This window comes from Pseudomonas sp. P4_B4 (assembly GCF_056402255.1).
Map to the genome: position 1 here is coordinate 82,007 of NZ_JBFUHS010000013.1, position 18,285 is coordinate 100,291.

At 61.5% G+C, this 18,285-nt stretch carries 19 protein-coding genes; 10 read left to right on the plus strand and 9 right to left on the minus strand.

The window, feature by feature from the left end; genetic code table 11:
- Positions 1 to 30: 30 nt before the first annotated feature.
- Complete coding sequence (locus AC1DVE_RS15675) at positions 31 to 1,365, minus strand: acetamidase/formamidase family protein (RefSeq protein WP_223459824.1); 1,335 nt, start codon at positions 1,363 to 1,365, stop codon at positions 31 to 33.
- Between the two features lie 414 nt (positions 1,366 to 1,779).
- Here AC1DVE_RS15675 and AC1DVE_RS15680 point away from each other — a divergent pair, with 414 nt between their 5' ends.
- Positions 1,780 to 2,826 (plus strand): class I SAM-dependent methyltransferase, encoded by a 1,047-nt coding sequence (locus AC1DVE_RS15680; protein ID WP_223459869.1) that lies wholly within the window; start codon positions 1,780 to 1,782, stop codon positions 2,824 to 2,826.
- 103 nt (positions 2,827 to 2,929) lie between these two features.
- Positions 2,930 to 3,772, plus strand: coding sequence for an NAD-dependent protein deacetylase (locus AC1DVE_RS15685; protein ID WP_223533740.1), 843 nt, complete (start codon positions 2,930 to 2,932; stop codon positions 3,770 to 3,772).
- Positions 3,773 to 3,790: 18 nt separating this feature from the next.
- Here AC1DVE_RS15685 and AC1DVE_RS15690 read toward each other — a convergent pair whose 3' ends face one another.
- The gene (locus AC1DVE_RS15690) at positions 3,791 to 4,693 is read right to left on the minus strand and encodes a LysR family transcriptional regulator (protein WP_223459828.1); all 903 of its coding nucleotides are present in this window, start codon (positions 4,691 to 4,693) and stop codon (positions 3,791 to 3,793) included.
- A gap of 175 nt (positions 4,694 to 4,868) precedes the next feature.
- Between AC1DVE_RS15690 and AC1DVE_RS15695 the strand changes: the two genes are divergently transcribed.
- The 3 genes from AC1DVE_RS15695 to AC1DVE_RS15705 are packed head-to-tail and all read left to right on the plus strand — an operon-like array spanning position 4,869 to position 7,462.
- The gene (locus AC1DVE_RS15695) at positions 4,869 to 5,567 is read left to right on the plus strand and encodes a CoA transferase subunit A (protein WP_046043267.1); all 699 of its coding nucleotides are present in this window, start codon (positions 4,869 to 4,871) and stop codon (positions 5,565 to 5,567) included.
- Positions 5,568 to 5,603: 36 nt separating this feature from the next.
- Positions 5,604 to 6,269: a CoA transferase subunit B gene (locus AC1DVE_RS15700; RefSeq protein ID WP_223537749.1), complete on the plus strand. Its 666-nt coding sequence runs from the start codon at positions 5,604 to 5,606 to the stop codon at positions 6,267 to 6,269.
- An 11-nt stretch (positions 6,270 to 6,280) separates the two neighbouring features.
- Positions 6,281 to 7,462 (plus strand): acetyl-CoA C-acetyltransferase, encoded by a 1,182-nt coding sequence (locus AC1DVE_RS15705; protein WP_477784025.1) that lies wholly within the window; start codon positions 6,281 to 6,283, stop codon positions 7,460 to 7,462.
- Between the two features lie 185 nt (positions 7,463 to 7,647).
- On the opposite strand, the gene AC1DVE_RS15710 is transcribed toward AC1DVE_RS15705, so the two are convergent.
- Positions 7,648 to 8,178 carry a chalcone isomerase family protein gene (locus AC1DVE_RS15710; RefSeq protein WP_223533737.1) on the minus strand — a complete coding sequence of 177 codons (531 nt, stop codon included), beginning with the start codon at positions 8,176 to 8,178 and terminating at the stop codon, positions 7,648 to 7,650.
- A gap of 167 nt (positions 8,179 to 8,345) precedes the next feature.
- Between AC1DVE_RS15710 and AC1DVE_RS15715 the strand changes: the two genes are divergently transcribed.
- The 3 genes from AC1DVE_RS15715 to AC1DVE_RS15725 all read left to right on the plus strand — a co-directional run bounded on the left by AC1DVE_RS15715 (position 8,346) and on the right by AC1DVE_RS15725 (position 10,808).
- Positions 8,346 to 9,152 (plus strand): hypothetical protein, encoded by an 807-nt coding sequence (locus AC1DVE_RS15715; RefSeq protein WP_223533736.1) that lies wholly within the window; start codon positions 8,346 to 8,348, stop codon positions 9,150 to 9,152.
- A 97-nt stretch (positions 9,153 to 9,249) separates the two neighbouring features.
- Positions 9,250 to 9,921, plus strand: a complete 672-nt coding sequence (locus tag AC1DVE_RS15720; RefSeq protein ID WP_223533735.1) for a glutathione S-transferase family protein — start codon at positions 9,250 to 9,252, stop codon at positions 9,919 to 9,921.
- A gap of 320 nt (positions 9,922 to 10,241) precedes the next feature.
- A complete protein-coding gene (locus AC1DVE_RS15725; RefSeq protein ID WP_223459836.1) occupies positions 10,242 to 10,808 on the plus strand; it encodes a DcrB/PsbP domain-containing protein in 567 nt (188 codons plus the stop codon).
- A 3-nt stretch (positions 10,809 to 10,811) separates the two neighbouring features.
- On the opposite strand, the gene AC1DVE_RS15730 is transcribed toward AC1DVE_RS15725, so the two are convergent.
- The 3 genes from AC1DVE_RS15730 to AC1DVE_RS15740 form a co-directional block, all read right to left on the minus strand.
- Positions 10,812 to 11,528: an alpha/beta hydrolase gene (locus AC1DVE_RS15730; protein WP_223459838.1), complete on the minus strand. Its 717-nt coding sequence runs from the start codon at positions 11,526 to 11,528 to the stop codon at positions 10,812 to 10,814.
- Positions 11,529 to 11,738: 210 nt separating this feature from the next.
- A complete protein-coding gene (locus tag AC1DVE_RS15735) occupies positions 11,739 to 12,851 on the minus strand; it encodes a succinylglutamate desuccinylase/aspartoacylase family protein (protein WP_477784026.1) in 1,113 nt (370 codons plus the stop codon).
- Between the two features lie 107 nt (positions 12,852 to 12,958).
- Positions 12,959 to 13,738: an ABC transporter substrate-binding protein gene (locus tag AC1DVE_RS15740; RefSeq protein WP_150752940.1), complete on the minus strand. Its 780-nt coding sequence runs from the start codon at positions 13,736 to 13,738 to the stop codon at positions 12,959 to 12,961.
- A gap of 330 nt (positions 13,739 to 14,068) precedes the next feature.
- On the opposite strand from AC1DVE_RS15740, the gene AC1DVE_RS15745 reads away from it, so the two are divergent.
- On the plus strand, positions 14,069 to 14,710 hold the full coding sequence (locus AC1DVE_RS15745) for a type 1 glutamine amidotransferase (RefSeq protein WP_477784027.1): 642 nt from the start codon (positions 14,069 to 14,071) through the stop codon (positions 14,708 to 14,710).
- A 152-nt stretch (positions 14,711 to 14,862) separates the two neighbouring features.
- On the opposite strand, the gene AC1DVE_RS15750 is transcribed toward AC1DVE_RS15745, so the two are convergent.
- Complete coding sequence (locus tag AC1DVE_RS15750; RefSeq protein WP_477784028.1) at positions 14,863 to 15,297, minus strand: rhodanese-like domain-containing protein; 435 nt, start codon at positions 15,295 to 15,297, stop codon at positions 14,863 to 14,865.
- Positions 15,298 to 15,398: 101 nt separating this feature from the next.
- Here AC1DVE_RS15750 and ftrA point away from each other — a divergent pair, with 101 nt between their 5' ends.
- Positions 15,399 to 16,373, plus strand: a complete 975-nt coding sequence (gene ftrA, locus AC1DVE_RS15755) for a transcriptional regulator FtrA (RefSeq protein WP_223533732.1) — start codon at positions 15,399 to 15,401, stop codon at positions 16,371 to 16,373.
- A gap of 133 nt (positions 16,374 to 16,506) precedes the next feature.
- On the opposite strand, the gene cobF is transcribed toward ftrA, so the two are convergent.
- Both cobF and AC1DVE_RS15765 read right to left on the minus strand, forming a co-directional pair.
- A complete protein-coding gene (gene cobF, locus AC1DVE_RS15760) occupies positions 16,507 to 17,262 on the minus strand; it encodes a precorrin-6A synthase (deacetylating) (protein WP_223533731.1) in 756 nt (251 codons plus the stop codon).
- Positions 17,262 to 17,834 carry a histidine phosphatase family protein gene (locus tag AC1DVE_RS15765; RefSeq protein ID WP_223533730.1) on the minus strand — a complete coding sequence of 191 codons (573 nt, stop codon included), beginning with the start codon at positions 17,832 to 17,834 and terminating at the stop codon, positions 17,262 to 17,264. The genes cobF and AC1DVE_RS15765 overlap by 1 nt, the downstream gene beginning before the upstream one ends.
- Between the last annotated feature and the right edge of the window lie 451 nt (positions 17,835 to 18,285).

The window sequence follows — 18,285 nt, forward strand, 5'->3', positions numbered from 1 at the left end:
CACACTGCGGTACAGACCCGCCACTGGCTATCAGGCCAGGTCGTATTTCTCACGCACCAGATGGCCGATGCCCATGCGATCGAGCACATTCATCGGGCACAGGAACGTCACACGCACGGTGCCCGGCAGGCGACTGATGTCGATCGATCCGGTGATGGTGGCGCGGTTGAGGACTTCGTCATAAGGCAGGCCGGTAACGGAAGCGGCTCGTTGCAGGCCGTTTTCCACCGCCAGGTTGAGGTTCTCGCCGCTGCCGATGAAGGTGATCGGCCCACTCTGTTCGATCTCGTGCTGGCCCCAACGCTCACCCAGCTCACGGACTCTTGCCCGTTGTTCGGCGTTCATTGGCCGGGCCATCGGCGGCAAGTCATCGAGATTTTGCAACAGGATCGGCCCTTCCAGGGTCAGGTTCTTCACCACTTGCACCACCACTTCGGTTTCCCCGGAACAATCGGTGGCGTGCCCGGCGATTTCGCCATTGCCCTGTTGGGCATGCATGTCACCCATGTACACCCCGGCACCGGGAACTTTAACCGGGCAAATCAGCACGCAGCCTTCGCGAATCGAGTTGGTGTCCATGTGGCCGTCGGTTTTCGCCGCGTGCAGCTCTTCGCGAGTCATGCCGAAACGGTGCGGTGCATTGATCAGGTACTGGCCGAAGTCGGCGCAGTTGTGGGAATCGGGCAAGTCCCGGGATGGCAGGGTGCCGATGTTGCCGAGAAACGGCCGCATGTGAGCCGCAACACCTGGAATGTCGGCACGGGCCAGGGACAGTATCGAATGCTGGGCGGCGAATTCCGGCAGCGCCGACATTTCTGAGGCGTTACCTGCCAGCCGATTGGCGATGTCCTGATTGACCGTCAGGCTGACCTGGTTCTGCGCATCGAACACAATCACATAGCCGTGGCTGAAACAAAACGCGCTGACTTCGGCACCACAGTGGTTGCAGCGAATAGCCTCGGCGCCGATGCCTTCGACATGGCTGGCGGGATGATCGGTGCCGCACATGGAGCAGAATTTAGAAACGAACGGATCGCCGTTGTACCGCCCCTCAACAAAGCTCATCACCCCGGATGAAGTCGCCAGCGACGTCACGCGCATGCTTTTGATCTTGATGGCCACGGCATCACCGATTTGCGCCCCGGCGATCGCCACCGGTTGCGTCACTTCATGCCCGCCCTCGAAGGCGGGCGTGATCATCGGTCCCCAACAGCCCGGTGGCGTACCGGTGATCAGCGTACCGCCGTCGACCAACGGCCCGAGCATTGGCTGGCTCGGGCCAATGATGCCGTTGGTGTAGTGATCGACCCGCAGTCGATCCACGGGTGTGACGTTGGGATCGGGTTGAGACACAAGCGTTGTCATGGAAGTCCCCTTGACCGCATCAGGCGCGGAACAGAGTCGAGCGTACGGCCGCCGGTCGCGACGGCCAGGGAGAGCGTCTTGGCCGCCACGGTTTAACGGCGCCAAAACGGCCTTCACAGTTCATCGCAGGTTTGTATCGGTTCTGTGTTCGGCTGGGGTCTGAAGTTGCGCGGGACTGTATCGAAAGGCCGGTGAGATACAGTGAGATACACAGCACAAATCCCCTGAGGGAGCGGTGTCCGTCAGGAACATGTAGCTTTCGTCGCGCCAGGCCGCGCGGTACAAGGCCCGAACTAAACTTACTGCACACAGGACCCGCTTGGTGCCCTGTACATTCCCACGACCACCGCCCAGCGGCGAACGCCTCGCCAAACACTGCCCCTGGACCGTGATCCTGCTGAAGGAGCACACATGATGGACGAGGCCAGACTCAACGATTTCATGGGCAAACTGGTGAATGACATGGGCGGCGCGGCGATGCTCGCCAACGTCATCCTCGGCGAAGAGCTCGGCCTGTACCGGGCGATGGCCGACAGTCAGCCAATGACCCCGGAAGCACTCGCCGCCAAAACCGGCTGCAACACCCGCCTGCTGCGCGAATGGCTCAGTGCCCATGCCGCCTCCGGCTACATGGAACACCGCGACGGCCAGTTCCGTCTGCCCGAGGAGCAAGCCATGGCTTTGGCAAACGAAGACTCACCGGTTTATGTGGCGGGCGGAATCAGCGTGGTCGCGTCGTTTTTCCATGACAAGGACAAACTGGTCAACGCCATGCGCGGCAACGGCGCCCTGCCCTGGGGCGATCACCATCCATGCATGTTCAGCGGCACCGAACGCTTCTTCCGCCCCGGCTACAAAGCCCATTTGGTCGCCGAATGGTTGCCGGCCCTCGACGGCGTGGTGGCCAAACTGGAAGCCGGGGCCAAAGTGGCGGACATCGGCTGCGGCCATGGCGCCTCGACGGTGATCATGGCCCAGGCGTTTCCGGATTCGCGCTTCGTCGGTTTCGACTACCACGCGCCATCCATTACCGTTGCCACCCAACGGGCCGAAGAAGGGGGTGTATCCGACCGGGCCAGGTTCTTCCAGGGCACGGCCAAAAGCTACCCCGGCAGCGACTACGACCTGATCTGCTACTTCGACTGCCTGCACGACATGGGCGACCCGGTGGGTGCGGCCAAACATGCCTATGAATCGCTGAAGGACGACGGCACGGTGCTGCTGGTCGAGCCCTACGCCAACGACTTGCTCGACGACAACGTCAACCCGGTCGGACGTCTGTTCTACGCCGCCTCGACCTTTATTTGCACGCCGAACTCGCTGTCCCAGGAAGTCGGCCTGGGCCTCGGTGCGCAGGCCGGTGAAGCGCGGTTGCGCAAGGTGTTCAGCGAGGCCGGATTCACCCGTTTTCGCCGGGCCACGGAAACGCCGTTCAACCTGATTCTGGAGGCGCGTAAGTAAACACCGCCGCCCGCTCTGTGCAGGAGCTGCCGCAGGCTGCTCCTGCAGGCGCGGCGGCAAATGCTACGCTGCACACATTCAAGTGTCCTGCGCAGTGCTGACCATGCTCGACCGCCAAACCCGTGACCAACTCGATCGCCTCCATCAGCTCATGGCGGATCAGCCGTTTGCCGTGCTGACCGGTGCCGGTATCAGCACGCCCTCGGGCATCCCGGATTATCGCGACAACCAGGGCGTGCGCCGGGGCCGGCAGCCGATGATGTACCAGGAGTTTCTCTCCGCCCCGGAGTCCCGGCGTCGCTATTGGGCGCGGGCGATGCTCGGTTGGCCGAGGGTGCGTCTGGCGCAGCCGAACGTGGCCCACGACACCCTGGCCCGTTTGCAAGGCACGCGGCAGATCAGCGGGTTGATCACCCAGAACGTCGACACCCTGCACGACCAGGCCGGCAGCCATGACGTAATTGAACTCCACGGCAGTTTGCACCGGGTGTTGTGCCTCGATTGCGGCCAGCGTAGTGAGCGCGATTCGATCCAGCACTTGATGGAAACACAGAACCCGTACCTGGCTGGCGTCGACGCGGTGCAGGCGCCGGATGGCGATACCTTGCTCGACCCGGCCTTCGAGGCGCGCTTCCAGGTCCCTCACTGCCCGCATTGCGCCGGGGAACGGATGAAGCCGGACGTGGTGTTTTTTGGCGAGAACGTCGCACAGGCCACAGAGGCCAGGGCGATGTCGGCCGTCGAACAGGCTGCGGGGCTTTTGGTGATTGGCTCGTCGCTGATGGCCTATTCGGCGTTTCGCTTGTGCCGGGCGGTGGTGGATCAGGGCAAGCCGTTGATTGCGATCAACCTGGGCAAGACCCGGGCCGATGAGATGCTGGATTTGAAGATCGAGGGGTCGTGCGAGCGGTTGTTGCCGTTGTTGGCCGAGCGCCTCTCTTCCTGATCAACACAGGAATTGTGTTCAGTGCATGGCTACTCGTTGCCCAAGATTTTCCTCTTTCAGCACATCAAACAACGCCTGCGCCGCCGCCGACAACTCGCCCCCAGGCAACGTCAGCACCCCAAGCGCCCGCTCCACCACCGGGTCGCGCAAGGTAATGCAACGCGCCCCCAGTTCACGCATTTGCCCGGCACACAAGGCCGGCACCGCGCTCACGCCCAGGCCACTGGCGACCATGCGCCCGACCGTCGCCAGTTGATGGCTTTCAAACTCCACCGGCAGCTTCATCCCGCGGGCCTGCAAGTGTTCTTCGAGCATCACCCGCACCGTCGACGGACGCTGCAAGGTAATGAACGGCTCCTTGAGCAAGGTCTGCCAGTCGATGTCATCGAGTTCGGCCAGCGCCGAATCCAGGGGCACCACCGCAACGAATCGGTCGATGTACAACGGCGTGAATTGCAGCGACGAACTCTGGGTCGGCTCGAACGCCACCCCCAGTTCCACCTGGCGGTCACGGACCATTTCCAGCACTTGCTCGTTGATCACGTCATTGACCGTCACGTTGACATTCGGATAACGGGCGCGGAAGGTCTTGAGGATCGGCGGCAGCAGGTTGCCGGCGAACGACGGCATCGCCGCCAGGGTCACGCGACCACGCTGCAGGGTGAAGCGTTGGCGCATTTCATCCTCGACATTGTCCCAGTCGGCGATCAACCGGCGCGCCAGCGGCAGCAGGGATTCGCCTTCGGCGGTGAGCGCCACGTTGCGTGTATTGCGGGTGAACAAGCGCCCGCCGAGGCCCTCCTCCAGCGCCTTGATGGTCAGGCTCAGGGCCGACTGCGACAGGTGCAAGCGCTCGCAGGCCACGGCAAAGCTCAGGCTCTGGGCCACGGCCAGAAAGGCGCGGATCTGCTTGACGGTCATGGGGCAATGCTCCAGTTGTAAGCTACAGGTTCTAAGCTGCAAGGGACGGGGCAGCACATTATTGAGCTTTATCAATCAATCAGCTCTAAAAAACAACTTAACAAATGAATCTTGCAGCGAGACACTCCTTCCCATTCGGCTAGCCAGCCGCCCACAAAGAATAAAAGAGGTGCATATGGCAGGTTTCGACAAGCGCGTGAGTTCCTATGAGGAAGCTTTGGCAGGTCTTGAAGACGGCATGACCGTGATCGCTGGCGGCTTCGGCCTGTGCGGGATTCCGGAGAACCTGATCAACGAGATCAAGCGCAAAGGTACTCGCGACCTCACCGTGGTCTCCAACAACTGCGGCGTCGACGGTTTTGGCCTCGGCGTACTGCTGACCGACCGCCAGATCAGCAAAGTGGTGGCGTCCTACGTCGGCGAAAACAAGCTGTTCGAAGAGCAACTGCTCAAGGGCGAAATCGAAGTCACCCTGACCCCGCAAGGCACCCTCGCCGAAAAAATGCGCGCAGGCGGCGCCGGCATCCCGGCCTTCTTCACCGCCACCGGCGTTGGCACGCCTGTCGCCGAAGGCAAGGAAGTGCGCGAATTCCATGGCCGCAAGTACCTGATGGAAGAATCCATCACCGGCGACTTCGCCATCGTCAAAGGCTGGAAAGCCGACCATTTCGGTAACGTGATCTATCGCCATACCGCCCAGAACTTCAACCCGCTGGCGGCCACCGCCGGCAAGATCACCGTGGTCGAAGTCGAAGAAATCGTCGAACCCGGCGAACTGGACCCGGCGCAGATCCACACCCCTGGCATCTACGTCGACCGGATCATCTGCGGCACGTTCGAGAAACGCATCGAACAGCGCACCGTGCGTAAGTGATCCCCTGCCCCCGGACCGAATGAAGGAATAACGACAATGGCACTTTCCCGCGAACAAATGGCTCAACGCGTCGCCCGCGAAATGCAGGACGGCTTCTACGTGAACCTGGGCATCGGCATTCCGACCCTGGTCGCCAACTACATCCCCGAAGGCATGGAAGTCATGCTGCAGTCGGAAAACGGCCTGCTGGGCATGGGTCCTTTTCCTACTGAAGAAACCATCGATGCCGACATGATCAACGCCGGCAAGCAAACCGTGACCGCACGTACCGGCGCGTCGATTTTCTCCTCCGCCGAGTCCTTTGCGATGATCCGCGGTGGTCATGTCGACCTGACCGTGCTGGGTGCCTTTGAAGTGGACGTGCAAGGCAACATCGCCTCGTGGATGATCCCCGGCAAACTGGTCAAGGGCATGGGCGGCGCGATGGACCTGGTGGCCGGCGCCGACAACATCATCGTCATCATGACCCACGCGTCCAAGGACGGTGAGTCCAAGCTGCTGTCCCAATGCAGCCTGCCGCTGACCGGCGCCGGTTGCATCAAGCGCGTACTGACCGACCTGGCCTACCTGGAAATCGAAAACGGCGCGTTCATTCTCAAAGAGCGTGCACCGGGCGTCAGCGTCGAAGAGATCGTTGCCAAGACTGCCGGTAAAATGATCGTGCCGGACCACGTGCCGGAAATGCAGTTCGCTGCCCAGTGAGGAATCATTCCATGCAAGAAGTCGTCATTGTTGCCGCCACGCGCACCGCGATCGGCAGCTTCCAGGGGTCCCTGGCCAATGTGTCCGCGGTTGACTTGGGCGCTGCGGTGATCCGTCAGCTGCTGGCACAAACCGGCCTGGACCCTGCGCAAGTCGATGAAGTGATCATGGGCCAGGTGCTGACCGCCGGCGCCGGGCAAAACCCTGCGCGCCAGGCCGCGATCAAGGCCGGGCTGCCATTCGCCGTGCCGGCCATGACTTTGAACAAGGTCTGCGGCTCCGGCCTCAAGGCCCTGCACCTGGGCGCCCAGGCGATTCGCTGCGGCGACGCCGAGGTGATCATCGCCGGTGGCCAGGAAAACATGAGCCTGGCCAACTACGTCATGCCCGGTGCCCGTACCGGCCTGCGCATGGGCAACGGGCAAATCGTCGACACCATGATCAGCGATGGCCTGTGGGATGCGTTCAATGATTTCCACATGGGCATCACCGCCGAGAACCTGGCCGAGAAGTACAGCCTGACTCGTGAGCAGCAGGACGCGTTCGCCGCCGCTTCGCAGCAGAAAGCCGTGGCCGCCATCGAAGCCGGGCGCTTCGTCGATGAAATCACCCCGATCCTGATCCCGCAGCGCAAGGGCGATCCGCTGTCCTTCGCCACCGACGAACAGCCACGGGCCGGCACCACCGCCGAATCCCTGGGCAAGCTCAAGCCAGCCTTCAAGAAGGACGGTTCGGTGACCGCCGGCAACGCTTCGTCGCTGAACGACGGTGCCGCGGCCGTGATCCTGATGAGCGCCGAAAAGGCCAAGGCCCTGGGTCTGCCGGTTCTGGCGAAAATCGCGGCTTACGCCAACGCAGGCGTCGATCCGGCGATCATGGGCATCGGCCCGGTATCGGCCACCCGCCGCTGCCTGGACAAGGCCGGCTGGAACATCGACCAACTGGACCTGATCGAAGCCAACGAAGCCTTCGCCGCGCAATCCCTGGCGGTGGCCAAGGACCTGGAATGGGACTTGAACAAGGTCAACGTCAACGGCGGCGCCATCGCCCTGGGCCACCCGATCGGTGCCTCGGGTTGCCGGGTGCTGGTGACCCTGCTGCATGAAATGCTCAAGCGTGACGCCAAGAAAGGCCTCGCCACCCTGTGTATCGGTGGTGGTCAGGGCGTGGCGCTGGCGCTCGAGCGGGCGTAAGCCAACAGCGTTCAACAGGGGGTGCGGGGACCCACGAAGATCCGTGACCGTCTGGAAAAACACCCGGTGCGATGCAAGTCGCACCGGGTTCTTTTTTGCCTGGTTTTTTTCAGTTAGACCGAGTCATCGTTCTTCGCCCCACTGATCACCACAAACCTCGGGCCAGACCCGGCAAAACGCAAAGTCTACGGGGCCGCGCCCAGCAACTGCTGGCGCAACTCGGGGTTGTTGGTGCGCGGATCGAGCCAGATGGCAAAAAACGCCTTGGCGAATTGCAGGTCCTTCACATCACGCAGTAACTGCTGACCGAGAAAAAACCGCGCGCCCTGCCCCGGCAGATAGACCCCGGTCAGCCGCGTGCCGGCCTGCACGTCGACGAACGACTGTTGCATCTGCGCCTGCCAGGACGCTAATTGCTCGGCACTGACCGAGGTGCCGGCGAGTCGCTTGATTTCCCTGACGCTGGCGTTCACCAGGTCATCACGGGAAATGCTGCGCTGGTAGATCAGCTCCAGGGCGAACGGCTGATCGCCCGCCAGGGGCCGCGAAGTACTCCAGAGCCGTGCGCTGTAGACATCGAAGCCGTACTTGCGAAACTCACCGCTGCCGAGGATTTGCGCACCAGGCAGCGAATCCTGCCAATTGGCCAGGGCCTGGCAGCTCAGCAAGACAAGCAGCCACAGACCATGGCGCAGCGGTGTTCGTTGGCGGTTCATGGCAGATTGGCCTCATCGCGGGATGCCCAAAAAAACGTACGCGTAATAGACCCTTTCGTACAATTTCCAAAGGCCTCTATTTTTGTATACAAAATGCACATACACATAAAGCAATCTATCCGATGCAATGTTACCGTTGCCACCTCACACAGGTCGGAGACGTGCGCGTGTTGATCCTCAAATTGCTGGTGATCCCAGGCTTCCTGCTACTGATTTCCCTGGCTGGCAAACGCTGGGGGCCGAGCGTGGCCGGTTGGTTGTCGGGGTTGCCGGTGGTGGTCGGGCCGATCCTGTTGTTCCTCGCCCTCGAACAAGGCCAGGCGTTCGCCGCGCAATCGGCCACCGCCGCGCTGTCAGCCATGTTCGCGATGATTGCGTTTTGCGTGACCTACGCCCAGGCCGCACAACGGGCCGGATGGCCGCTGGCGCTGTTGATCTCGCTGTCGGTCTGGGCGCTGGTGGCGGTTGTCCTGTCGCTGATCCCTGCATCCCTGGTGTTTTCGGTGTGCGCCGCCGCCACCGCGCTGCTCGCCGCACCGTACCTGTTCCCCACCGTGCAACCGGTGCTCAGTGGCCCTGCGCCGAAATCCGACAAGCTCTTGCTGCGCATGGTGGCCGGTGCATTGCTCACCTTGGTTGTGACACTATTGGCCAGCACTGTCGGCGACCGCTGGAGCGGCCTGCTGGCAGTGTTCCCGGTATTGGGCAGCGTAATGGCGGTATTCTCCCAGCAAACCCGTGGCCCGGCCTTCACCGCCGCACTGTTGCGCGCCACCGCCACCGGCATGTACTCGTTCGCCGCCTTCTGCCTGGTGTTGGCCCTGGCCCTGCCGACGATGGGGATGAACGCTTTTGTGCTGGGCATCGCGGTGTCGGTGGCCATGCTGGGCGTGACCAAACGCCTGCTGGCGCGGCCAGCCAGCCCGGCGACGGACACTGAAGGAACCGTCAAAGCAACGAAACCCATTCGATGATTTCGCACGAGTAGAACAACAACGTTGCACGTCAATCGAACGGGTTTGCTTCAACATCAGCCTCAGTTCCACCCCCTACCCGACTGAGGCCTGCACCATGAAATTCTTTTTCCACCCTTCGCCGAACCCGATGAAAGTTGCCCTGCTGCTCGAAGAGCTGCAAACCCCATACGAGTTGATCGGCGTCGACACCTTCAAGGGCGAGCAACACCAGCCAGCCTTTTTGGCGATCAACCCAAACGCCAAGGTACCCGCGCTGGTGGATGGTGATGCCACCGTGTTCGACTCCCAGGCGATCCTGCTGCACCTGGCGTACAAACATCAGCGTTTCCTGCCGACCTCCGCTGCCGGCCAGGCCGAGATGCTGTCGTGGTTGATGTTCATCGGCACCGGTCTGTCGCCGTTCTCCGGCCAGGCGGTGCACTTCCTGCACCACGCACCGGAAGATCTGCCCTACGCGAAAAACCGCTATTTCAAGGAAGTCGAACGCCACTACCGCATCCTCGACGAGCGCCTGGCCCAACATCAGTATCTGGCGGGCGACACCTACAGCATCGCCGACATTGCATTGTGGGGCTGGGCCAACTACGCACCCTACATCCTCGGCGAGAGTGGTCTGGCGGCGTACCCGAACGTCAAGCGCCTGTACGATGAAGTCAGCGCCCGCCCGGCCGCCCAGCGTGCCCACGGCCTGAAAGAGCAACTGGTGCTCAAGGCCGAATTCGACGAAGAAACCCGTCGCAACCTGTTCCCGCAAAACCAGGCGTAACCCGCCGGTTGTTGGCCAGCGAGCGGCGGATCGAGTTTCTCGACGTGATCCAGAGTTATCCGTCGCAGCGGGAAGTTTGACTGAGGTGCGGGGCTTGCCTGTGGCGAGGGAGCTTGCTCCCGCTGGGTCGCGAAGCGGCCCCCTGCACACTTTCAGATGTACCGCACAGGCAGGCGGCTTAGCGACTGCTTCGCAGCCGAGCGGGAGCAAGCTCCCTCGCCACAAGTGCTCACATGACCACTCGGTAGAGCACACTGGAATGCATCACAACCTCCATGGGATGATCGCGCCCCACCGCGCGCCCATCCCTGGAGATTCCGATGTCATTGTTGAGTAAAAAAGCCGTTGTCCTGCTGCTGGCAGCCGCTACCGGCCTTGGGGCTTTGAATGCGCAGGCCGCCAAGGCCACTTCCAGCGATGCACCCGCCCAGAAAGTCTCGATGCTCAGCGGCAAGTTCACCTTCAACCTGCCCAAGGGTTTCATCGCCAACCCGCTGCCGGCCAGCCCTGAAGGCGCCAGCGGCACCCTGTACAGCAATGAAACCACCAAGACCGTGGTGATCGCCGCTGAAAACACCCTGCCCAACGGTGTCAGCGTCAAGGACAACGACGGCGGGTTCCTCGACGGCACCGTGGCCGATTTCGAAGCTGCGCAACACAAATCCCTGCCCGACTACAACAAGCTCAGCGAGAAAGCCCTGACCCGGAAAACCGGTCTGGGCCTGCGCCAGGTCGACGGCACTGCCACGCAAGGCGGTGGCATGACCCTCACCACCACGCTGATGGCCGCATCCGGCACTCGCATGGCGGTGATCCAGGTGATTTCCCGCCCAGGCGACATGGCGGCCCACGAAACCCTGATCAAACAGATCGTCAGCGGAAAATGAGGCTCAGGGGTTGAGACGCTGCAACCAGGCGCTCAAATCCTGTATCTCGTCGGCGCTGATGCTGTGACCGACACCGGGGTAGCCGTGAAACTCCGGTTCGAGTGACACGCTCTGCAACAGGCTGTTGGCTTCGGTGCCGTCGCTGAATGGCAGGCGTTTGTCCTGCTCGCCATGACCGATGAATATCGCCAGCGACTGGCGTTTTTCATCCGGTTGAAGCTCAGACTTGAGCACCGGCAGAATCCGCCCGCTCAACGCAGCGATCCCACCGAGCGCCTCGGGATGCCGCAGACCTGTTTCGTAGGACATGATCGCGCCCTGACTGAAGCCGACCAGGAACACCTTCTCGGGTTCGGTGTGATATTTCTTCGTGGCCTGTGCGACGAAATCCAGCAGCAACTGGCCGCTGGACTTCAGATCATCGGTCTCGCCGTTGTAGGCCCCTTCGCCCTTCTTGCGGAACCACTGATAGCTGCCCGCCTCCATCACCAACGGCGCCCGCACCGACAGGTAGGTGTAGGACGCAGGCAAGTCATCCTTGATGCCGAACAGGTCCTGTTCGTTACTGCCGTAACCGTGGAGGAAAATCACCAGGGGTTGATGGTTCGAATCGGTGCTGGCCTGCTCCAGGTACTTGAGCGGCAAGTCGGTTTGCAGAGGGGTTTGGGCGTGAACGGCAGTGGATACCAGGAGCGTGAGCAGCGCGAGAATCTTCAACATGGGTCTTCCTTCACGGAATGCAGGATTCGGGGAAGAGCCTAACACTGGTCAGTAGGCAGGAACATCTCGGGCGTGGCTGATGCCGCCTTCGCGAGCAAGCCCGCTCCCACACTGGATCGCCGTGGCTCACCGATTATGTGTTCACTGAAAATCCAGTGTGGGAGCGGGCTTGCTCGCGAAGAGGCCAGTACAGACAAAGAAATTCCTGGCTCAGTCGTTGATCAACTTACCCACCCGAATCGGCTCACGCCCCGCCACCTTCGCCTGCCAGCTGCCTGGCTGGGTGTAGCGTCCACGGTCAATGGCGAACAGCACACCGCTGGTGCCGGCCTGCACGGTGGTGACCTTGTCGTTCAACGGGTCGACCACCTCGAACAGCGCATCGCCCTTCTCCACCCATTCCCCGGCCTCACGCAGGAAACTGACCACGCCGTGATGCGGGGCGAACAGGTACTGGGTGCCTTCGAATGGCATGCCTTCACAGCATTCGGCCGGTGCCGCCGGCCAGGTGCCGGAGATCAAACCCTGCTCGGCGAGGAACCCGAGGATGGCCTCGCAATTGGCCTGGGCCTGGTCGACCCGGGTGTCGCCCATGCTGCCCAGTTCCAGGGTGGTCGCCAGGTTGGCCGGTGGAATCGCCGCCGCCGGGAACGCCCTGGCCAGACGCAACCATGGCGAAGAACAGGATTCATCGAACGAGCTGCCGCCGGAGTCTTCACACAACAACGCCACGCCGGCCTTCAAGCGCGCCGCCAAGGATTGCCATTGTGGCCAGTGCTGCGGCAAAGCGTAGATGTGGATCGCGGCGTCGAAGTCGCAATGCAGGTCGAGGGTGATGTCGGCGTCGCAGGCATGGCGCAGCAACAGGCGGTGCATCGCTTCCAGCTGCGATGCCGCTGGCGGCAAGCCGTCGAGGACCTGGCCCATGGCCTGGCGAATCAGCACGATGTTGGCCTGGGCGTCGCTGCCAAGGCGATCACCGATCAACGCGGCCACCGGCGCACTGAGTTCGACGAACGAGCGGTTGAAGTTCTTGCCGCTGCCCAGCTCGAAACGCCCCATGTGGCTGCCTTGCAAGTGCTGGTCGAGGCCAATGGGATTGGCCACCGGCACCAGTTCGATCACACCGTTCAATTGCCCCTGTTGTTCAAGTTCGGCCAGGCGTTTCTTCAACTCCCAGGCCGTACGCATGCCCGGCAATTCGTCGGCGTGCAGGCTGGCCTGGATGTAGACCTTGCGCGTGCCCGCGCCATAACGAAACACGCTGAGGGTGCGCTCGCTGCCCAGGTGGCTCCAGGGCAGTTTGTGATCGATGCGTTGCATGGGGGGAACTCCTGATGTCAGAACGGCGAGATCACCTGTGCTGAAAATGATTGCACAAAAAAAATGGCAACCGCGTCTGACGGTTGCCACTTTTCCAAACGGCTGGATTACTCGCCGTAAACGTCAAACTTGAAGTACTTGTCTTGCACTTGCTTGTACTTGCCGTTGGCGCGGATTTCGGTGATCGCTGTGTTGAATTTCTCGGCCAGGGCGGTATCGCCCTTACGCACGGCAATGCCGGCGCCGCCACCGAAGTATTTCGGATCGTTGTACTCAGGGCCGACGAAGGCAAAACCTTTACCGGCGTCGGTTTTCAGGAAACCGTCGTCCAGGTTGACCGAGTCGGCCAGCAGCGCATCAATGCGGCCGGACACCATGTCCAGGTTGGCTTCCTGCTGGGAGCCGTAGCGCACCAGGACAATCCCTGCCGGTTGCAGCACTTCAGTGGCGAAGCGGTCGTGGGTACTGGCGCGCAGGACACCGACTTTCTTGCCCTTGAGTTCGGTCAGCGGATCCTTGACGTCGCTGCCTTCCTTCATCACGAAGCGCGCCGGGGTGTGGTAGTACTTGATGGTGAAATCGACGTTCTTCTTGCGGTCGTCAGTGATGGTCATGGACGACAGGATGGCATCGATTTTCTTGACCTTCAGCGCAGGGATCAGGCCGTCGAACTCTTGCTCGACCCAGGTGCATTTGACTTTCATCTGCTCACACAGCGCGTCGCCGATGTCCACGTCGAAACCGGTGAGTTTGCCGTCAGGGGTTTTCATCGAGAATGGCGGGTAGCCAGCTTCGATACCGATGCGGATCGGCTTGGCGTCTTCGGCCACGGCGGTCAGGGACAACATCGACAGTGCCAGGGCACCGAACATCACTAGCTTCTTCATTTATAACTCCTGTGTGCGGAGGCTTTTATTGGCAGCTTCGATTGGCAGCGTTCGGTCATCGATTCGTGAGCGGGAACCGAAGTGGCCGGCAGTCTAGAGCGGCTACAGGAGGGCAAATTACGCCAAGGCGACAAATATTTATAGAAAAGTGGCACCCGGAGGGAGGCATAGAGGTGAACGCGCCTTGACGGTGCAAAGTCTGTCAGACATACCGCGTTTTCAGACCAGACCTACAGGTTTTCCGGCTCCATCCGACAGAATGGGACGACTGGCGATACCGGGTGTTTTACGGCACATTGAGCGCCCTTGCGTCCCATCGAGAGTAGCGTGATGCCCACGTTGAACCTGATCCAGCACCACCCCGCCGAAGGTCCGGGCGCCATCGCCATCTGGGCCGAATCCCGAGGGCTGACGCTGAAGGTGTTTCGCGCCGACCTCGGCCAATTGCCGCCCGTCAGCGCCGATCCCGTGGTCCTGTTGGGCGGGCCTTACGAATCCAATGCCGGTCCGGCCTGGCTGGAAGCCGAACGGCAATGGCTCAGAGGCAGTCTCGATCAGGACGCGGCTGTGTTCGCCATATGCCTGGGGGCACAGTTGCTGGCGTTGAGCCTGGGCGGGAATGTACGGCGGATGGACCGGACCGAAACCGGATGGACCACCGTGAGCTTTATCGATGGGCAAACGCTGAAGGTGCTGGAGTGGCACGAAGACGCCATCGACCTGCCGCCTGCCGCGCAGCTATTGGCCAGCAGCGAGCACTGTGTGCAGCAGATGTACCGCGCCGGGCCGGCGCGGCTGGGGTTGCAGTTTCATCCGGAGTGGAATGCCGAGTCGGTGGCCATGCTCAATGCGCATTTTGGCGATGAGTCGCCGTTGCCACGAGGGCCGCAGGACGATGCGGCCTACGCCGATGTGTTGGCGTGGTTGCAGGCGACACTGGATGAGTGGTGGGCGGCCGCTAACGAACACTGATCCGTGGGGACCCCACTCTTGTGGCGAGGGAGCTTGCTCCCGCTCGGCTGCGCAGCAGACGCTTTTTTTGAGGCCGCTTCGCGACCCAGCGGGAGCAAGCTCCCTCGCCACAGGCAAGCCCCCTCACCACAATGATCAATGGTGTTTGGGTATCAGCATTCACAACCGATCACAGCATTCACCGGCCGCTGCACCCCGACACTCAACTCAAACCCTTCATCCAGCCACCCGATCACGCCGCCGATCATCTCCTTGACCGGATACCCCAGGGCCGCCAGTTTCACCGCCGCCTTGTTCGCGCCGTTGCAGTGAGGCCCGGCGCAATACACCACGAACAGGCTGTTCTTTGGATAACCCGCCAAGCCTTCGGCGCTCAGCAAGCGCCCGGGAAGGTTGATCGCTCCCGGCACATGTCCGCGCTCGAACGCCAGCGGGCCACGAACATCCACCAGAACGAAATCGACTTCACCGTCCTGCTGGCTGGCGTGGACGTCGGAACAATCGGTTTCGAAGGTCAGACGGTTGCTGAAATGCATCAGGGCGATGGCCGATGGGGCGGCGGGAATTTCGCGAACCAGGCTGGTCATGGGCTGTACTCCAAAGAAGCGGTGGGTGTGGGAAGACTTTATCCGCCAGCCGCCTGCGGCTACAGTGGCGTACAAGACACCCACCGGGAACTTTCCGCCAAATGAACCCCACTCCAGGAATGGTCGCGATTCTGGCCTACGACGGCCTGTGCACCTTCGAGTTCGGCATTGCCGTGGAGATCTTCGGCCTGCCACGGCCTGAATTCGATTTTCCGTGGTACGAGCATCGTATCGTCGCGGTCGATCAAGGTCCGATGCGTGCCATGGGCGGCATCCAGGTCCTGGCCGATGGCGGCATGGAATTGCTCGCCGATGTCCGCACCATCATCATTCCCGGCTGGCGCGACCGCAGCGCCGCAGTGCCCGCAGAACTGATCGCCGCCCTGCGCCAGGCCCATGCGCGGGAGGCGCGGTTGCTGTCGATCTGCTCCGGTGTTTTCGTCCTCGCCGCCACCGGGTTGCTCGACGGCCACGGTGCGACCACGCACTGGCGCTATACCTCGGAACTGGCCGAACGGTTTCCCGGCATCCTGGTGGACCCGGACGTGCTGTATGTCGATTCCGGCCAATTGATCACATCCGCCGGCAGCGCGGCGGGCATCGATGCCTGCCTGCACCTGGTGGCACGGGATTTCGGCACCCAGGTGGCCAATTGTGTGGCGCGACGCCTGGTCATGTCGCCGCAACGCAGCGGTGGCCAGGCGCAATTCATTCCGACGCCGGTCAGTCCTACACCGCGCAGCGATCTTTCCCGCGTCATGCAGTGGGCGCGTGAGCGTTTGCACGAACCGCTGGAGGTACGCGACCTGGCCAGCGAAGCCGCCATGAGCGAACGCACCTTCCTGCGCCGCTTTACCGAAGCCAGTGGCCAGTCACCGAAAACCTGGTTGCAGCACGAACGTCTGGGCCGCGCCCGCGAACTGCTGGAAAGCAGCGAGCAGAACACCGAGCAGATAGCCGAACGTTGTGGTTATCGCTCGGTGGAAAGCTTCCGGGTGGCCTTTCGAACGGTGGTTGGCGTGCCGCCTTCGGTGTATCGGGAGCGGTTTGGGCGTGGAGGCAATGCGGTTTTTTGAGGTGTTCTCAAGGGCCTCTTCGCGGGCAAGCCCGCTCCCACAAGGTTTTGTGCTTGCCACATGATCCGGGCACGACACGCAACCTGTGGGAGCGGGCTTGCTCGCGAAGGCGTCAGCCCGGTCACCTCAACTCTCAAGGCTTGCGCAGCAGATAGGTATCCATGATCCAGCCATTGGCCAGCCTTGCAGCCTTGCGCACCCGTTCGATTTCATCCGCCACATCCTTGAGCCTGCCGCTGATCAGGATTTCATCCGGCGTCCCCAAATAGGCCCCCCAGTAAATCTCGGTGTCCTGATCCACCACCTGCTGGTAAGCATCCTGGGCATCGAGCATCACCACCAGGCTGTCGGCATCGCTCACCTGGCCTGCCGCCAGACGCCGGCCGGTGGTGATTTCAACGGAGCGGCCAATCTGGTTGAGCGCCACCTTGTGCCGGGCCGCCAACGCCTGAACGCTGGTAATGCCAGGGATCACCTCGAACTCGAACGCGCAGGCGCCCGAGGCCTGGATCGCCTGAAGGATACGGATGGTGCTGTCGTAAAGCGCCGGGTCGCCCCACACCAGAAAACCACCACACTGACCGTCGGACATTTCCTCGTCGATCAGCCGTTCGAAGACCTGCTGCCTGGCCAGGTTCAAGTCGTTGACACTGGTCTTGTAGTCCACCTCACCGCGCTCACGCTCCGGGCTGTGGGCTTCGACAAAACGGTAATCGTGGCCGGTGATGTAGCGTTCACAGATTTCGCGCCGCAATTCGATGAGTTTGTCTTTGCTCTCACCCTTGTCCATGAGAAAAAAAACATCGACCTGATTCAGCGCCTTCACCGCCTGCATCGTGATGTAGTCGGGGTTGCCGGCACCGATCCCGATGACCAGGAGTTTTTTCATCACAGCAGGTCCTCGGGGTCGGTGCCTGGCAAGCGCAGCCGCCAGCGGCCATGGAACCGCAACTCGACAGCCGACAGGGGTTCGACGTCGATCAGGCTGGACGCTGCCCCCTGCAACACCTGCGTCAGCGCGGCGCGAATGACAAAGGGATGGGTAATGGCCACGATGTGCCCCGGCGTCGATTGCAACGTTGTCAACCACGCGCCCACCCGCTCGCCCAGTTGCACCAGCGACTCACCACCGTGGGGCGCCGAAGCCGAGTCGCCCAGCCAATGCTCGAGTGCCAGGGCTTCGGTTTTTTGCAGATCGCCGATGCGCACACCGCCCCAGCGCCCGAAGTCGCAGTCCCTCAGTGCGTCGACAATCTGCGACGCATTGCCAAACAGTTCAGCGGTTTGCCGGGTGCGCAACTCCGGGCCGCAGACAAGGCGTGTAGCGCCCTTGAACTGCTTGCAACGGGAAAGCCTGAGCGCTTGCCAATCCACCTCCAGAGGTTCGTCCAGAGGAAAACGCGCCAATTTCTGTGCGACGGTTCGAGCGTGGCAAATCAGGGTTAAACGGGTTGCCTGCACCAGCAATCACTCTAAAGATGGAAAGGAACGACGGCGTCAGGTGACCGCCATTGCGCAATTGTGCCGCAACAAAGCAGGCCCGGGTGGTGTTTAATTTTCCTGCTTGAAACGGATTCCTTCAGTCATTTCCTGCCAGATTTTCTGTCATGGCTGACCGCAATACAGGCAATCACCTACAAGACTTTACGACATCGGCGTAGCCCCTTGGCACAGGCACTTCGCCCCTTTTCGGACACGGTCAAACCACGCAAAAATTCACTAGACAGGCAGTACACGATAATTAAATACTCCTTTCAACGGACTGTTAAAACATGTACCACGCTCATCCAGCAGGAGCCCGGATGCTCTTTCTCAAACTCCCCATCAATGCGCCTGGCCAGGCATCGCATCCGGCCGAATTGCCCGTTCCTTGTTTAATGCGGTCCATCCCAAGAAACATCTGACAAGAAAA

Coding starts and splice junctions, on each gene's coding strand:
- AC1DVE_RS15730 (WP_223459838.1), bottom strand. CDS start 11,528: ATGTTGAAGATTCTCGCGCTGCTCACGCTCCTGGTATCCACTGCCGTT.
- AC1DVE_RS15720 (WP_223533735.1), top strand. CDS start 9,250: ATGAAATTCTTTTTCCACCCTTCGCCGAACCCGATGAAAGTTGCCCTG.
- AC1DVE_RS15680 (WP_223459869.1), top strand. CDS start 1,780: ATGGACGAGGCCAGACTCAACGATTTCATGGGCAAACTGGTGAATGAC.
- AC1DVE_RS15675 (WP_223459824.1), bottom strand. CDS start 1,365: ATGACAACGCTTGTGTCTCAACCCGATCCCAACGTCACACCCGTGGAT.
- ftrA (WP_223533732.1), top strand. CDS start 15,399: ATGAACCCCACTCCAGGAATGGTCGCGATTCTGGCCTACGACGGCCTG.
- AC1DVE_RS15695 (WP_046043267.1), top strand. CDS start 4,869: ATGGCAGGTTTCGACAAGCGCGTGAGTTCCTATGAGGAAGCTTTGGCA.
- AC1DVE_RS15710 (WP_223533737.1), bottom strand. CDS start 8,178: ATGAACCGCCAACGAACACCGCTGCGCCATGGTCTGTGGCTGCTTGTC.
- AC1DVE_RS15685 (WP_223533740.1), top strand. CDS start 2,930: ATGCTCGACCGCCAAACCCGTGACCAACTCGATCGCCTCCATCAGCTC.
- AC1DVE_RS15725 (WP_223459836.1), top strand. CDS start 10,242: ATGTCATTGTTGAGTAAAAAAGCCGTTGTCCTGCTGCTGGCAGCCGCT.
- AC1DVE_RS15705 (WP_477784025.1), top strand. CDS start 6,281: ATGCAAGAAGTCGTCATTGTTGCCGCCACGCGCACCGCGATCGGCAGC.
- AC1DVE_RS15700 (WP_223537749.1), top strand. CDS start 5,604: ATGGCACTTTCCCGCGAACAAATGGCTCAACGCGTCGCCCGCGAAATG.
- AC1DVE_RS15745 (WP_477784027.1), top strand. CDS start 14,069: ATGCCCACGTTGAACCTGATCCAGCACCACCCCGCCGAAGGTCCGGGC.
- AC1DVE_RS15735 (WP_477784026.1), bottom strand. CDS start 12,851: ATGCAACGCATCGATCACAAACTGCCCTGGAGCCACCTGGGCAGCGAG.
- AC1DVE_RS15740 (WP_150752940.1), bottom strand. CDS start 13,738: ATGAAGAAGCTAGTGATGTTCGGTGCCCTGGCACTGTCGATGTTGTCC.
- AC1DVE_RS15750 (WP_477784028.1), bottom strand. CDS start 15,297: ATGACCAGCCTGGTTCGCGAAATTCCCGCCGCCCCATCGGCCATCGCC.
- AC1DVE_RS15690 (WP_223459828.1), bottom strand. CDS start 4,693: ATGACCGTCAAGCAGATCCGCGCCTTTCTGGCCGTGGCCCAGAGCCTG.
- cobF (WP_223533731.1), bottom strand. CDS start 17,262: ATGAAAAAACTCCTGGTCATCGGGATCGGTGCCGGCAACCCCGACTAC.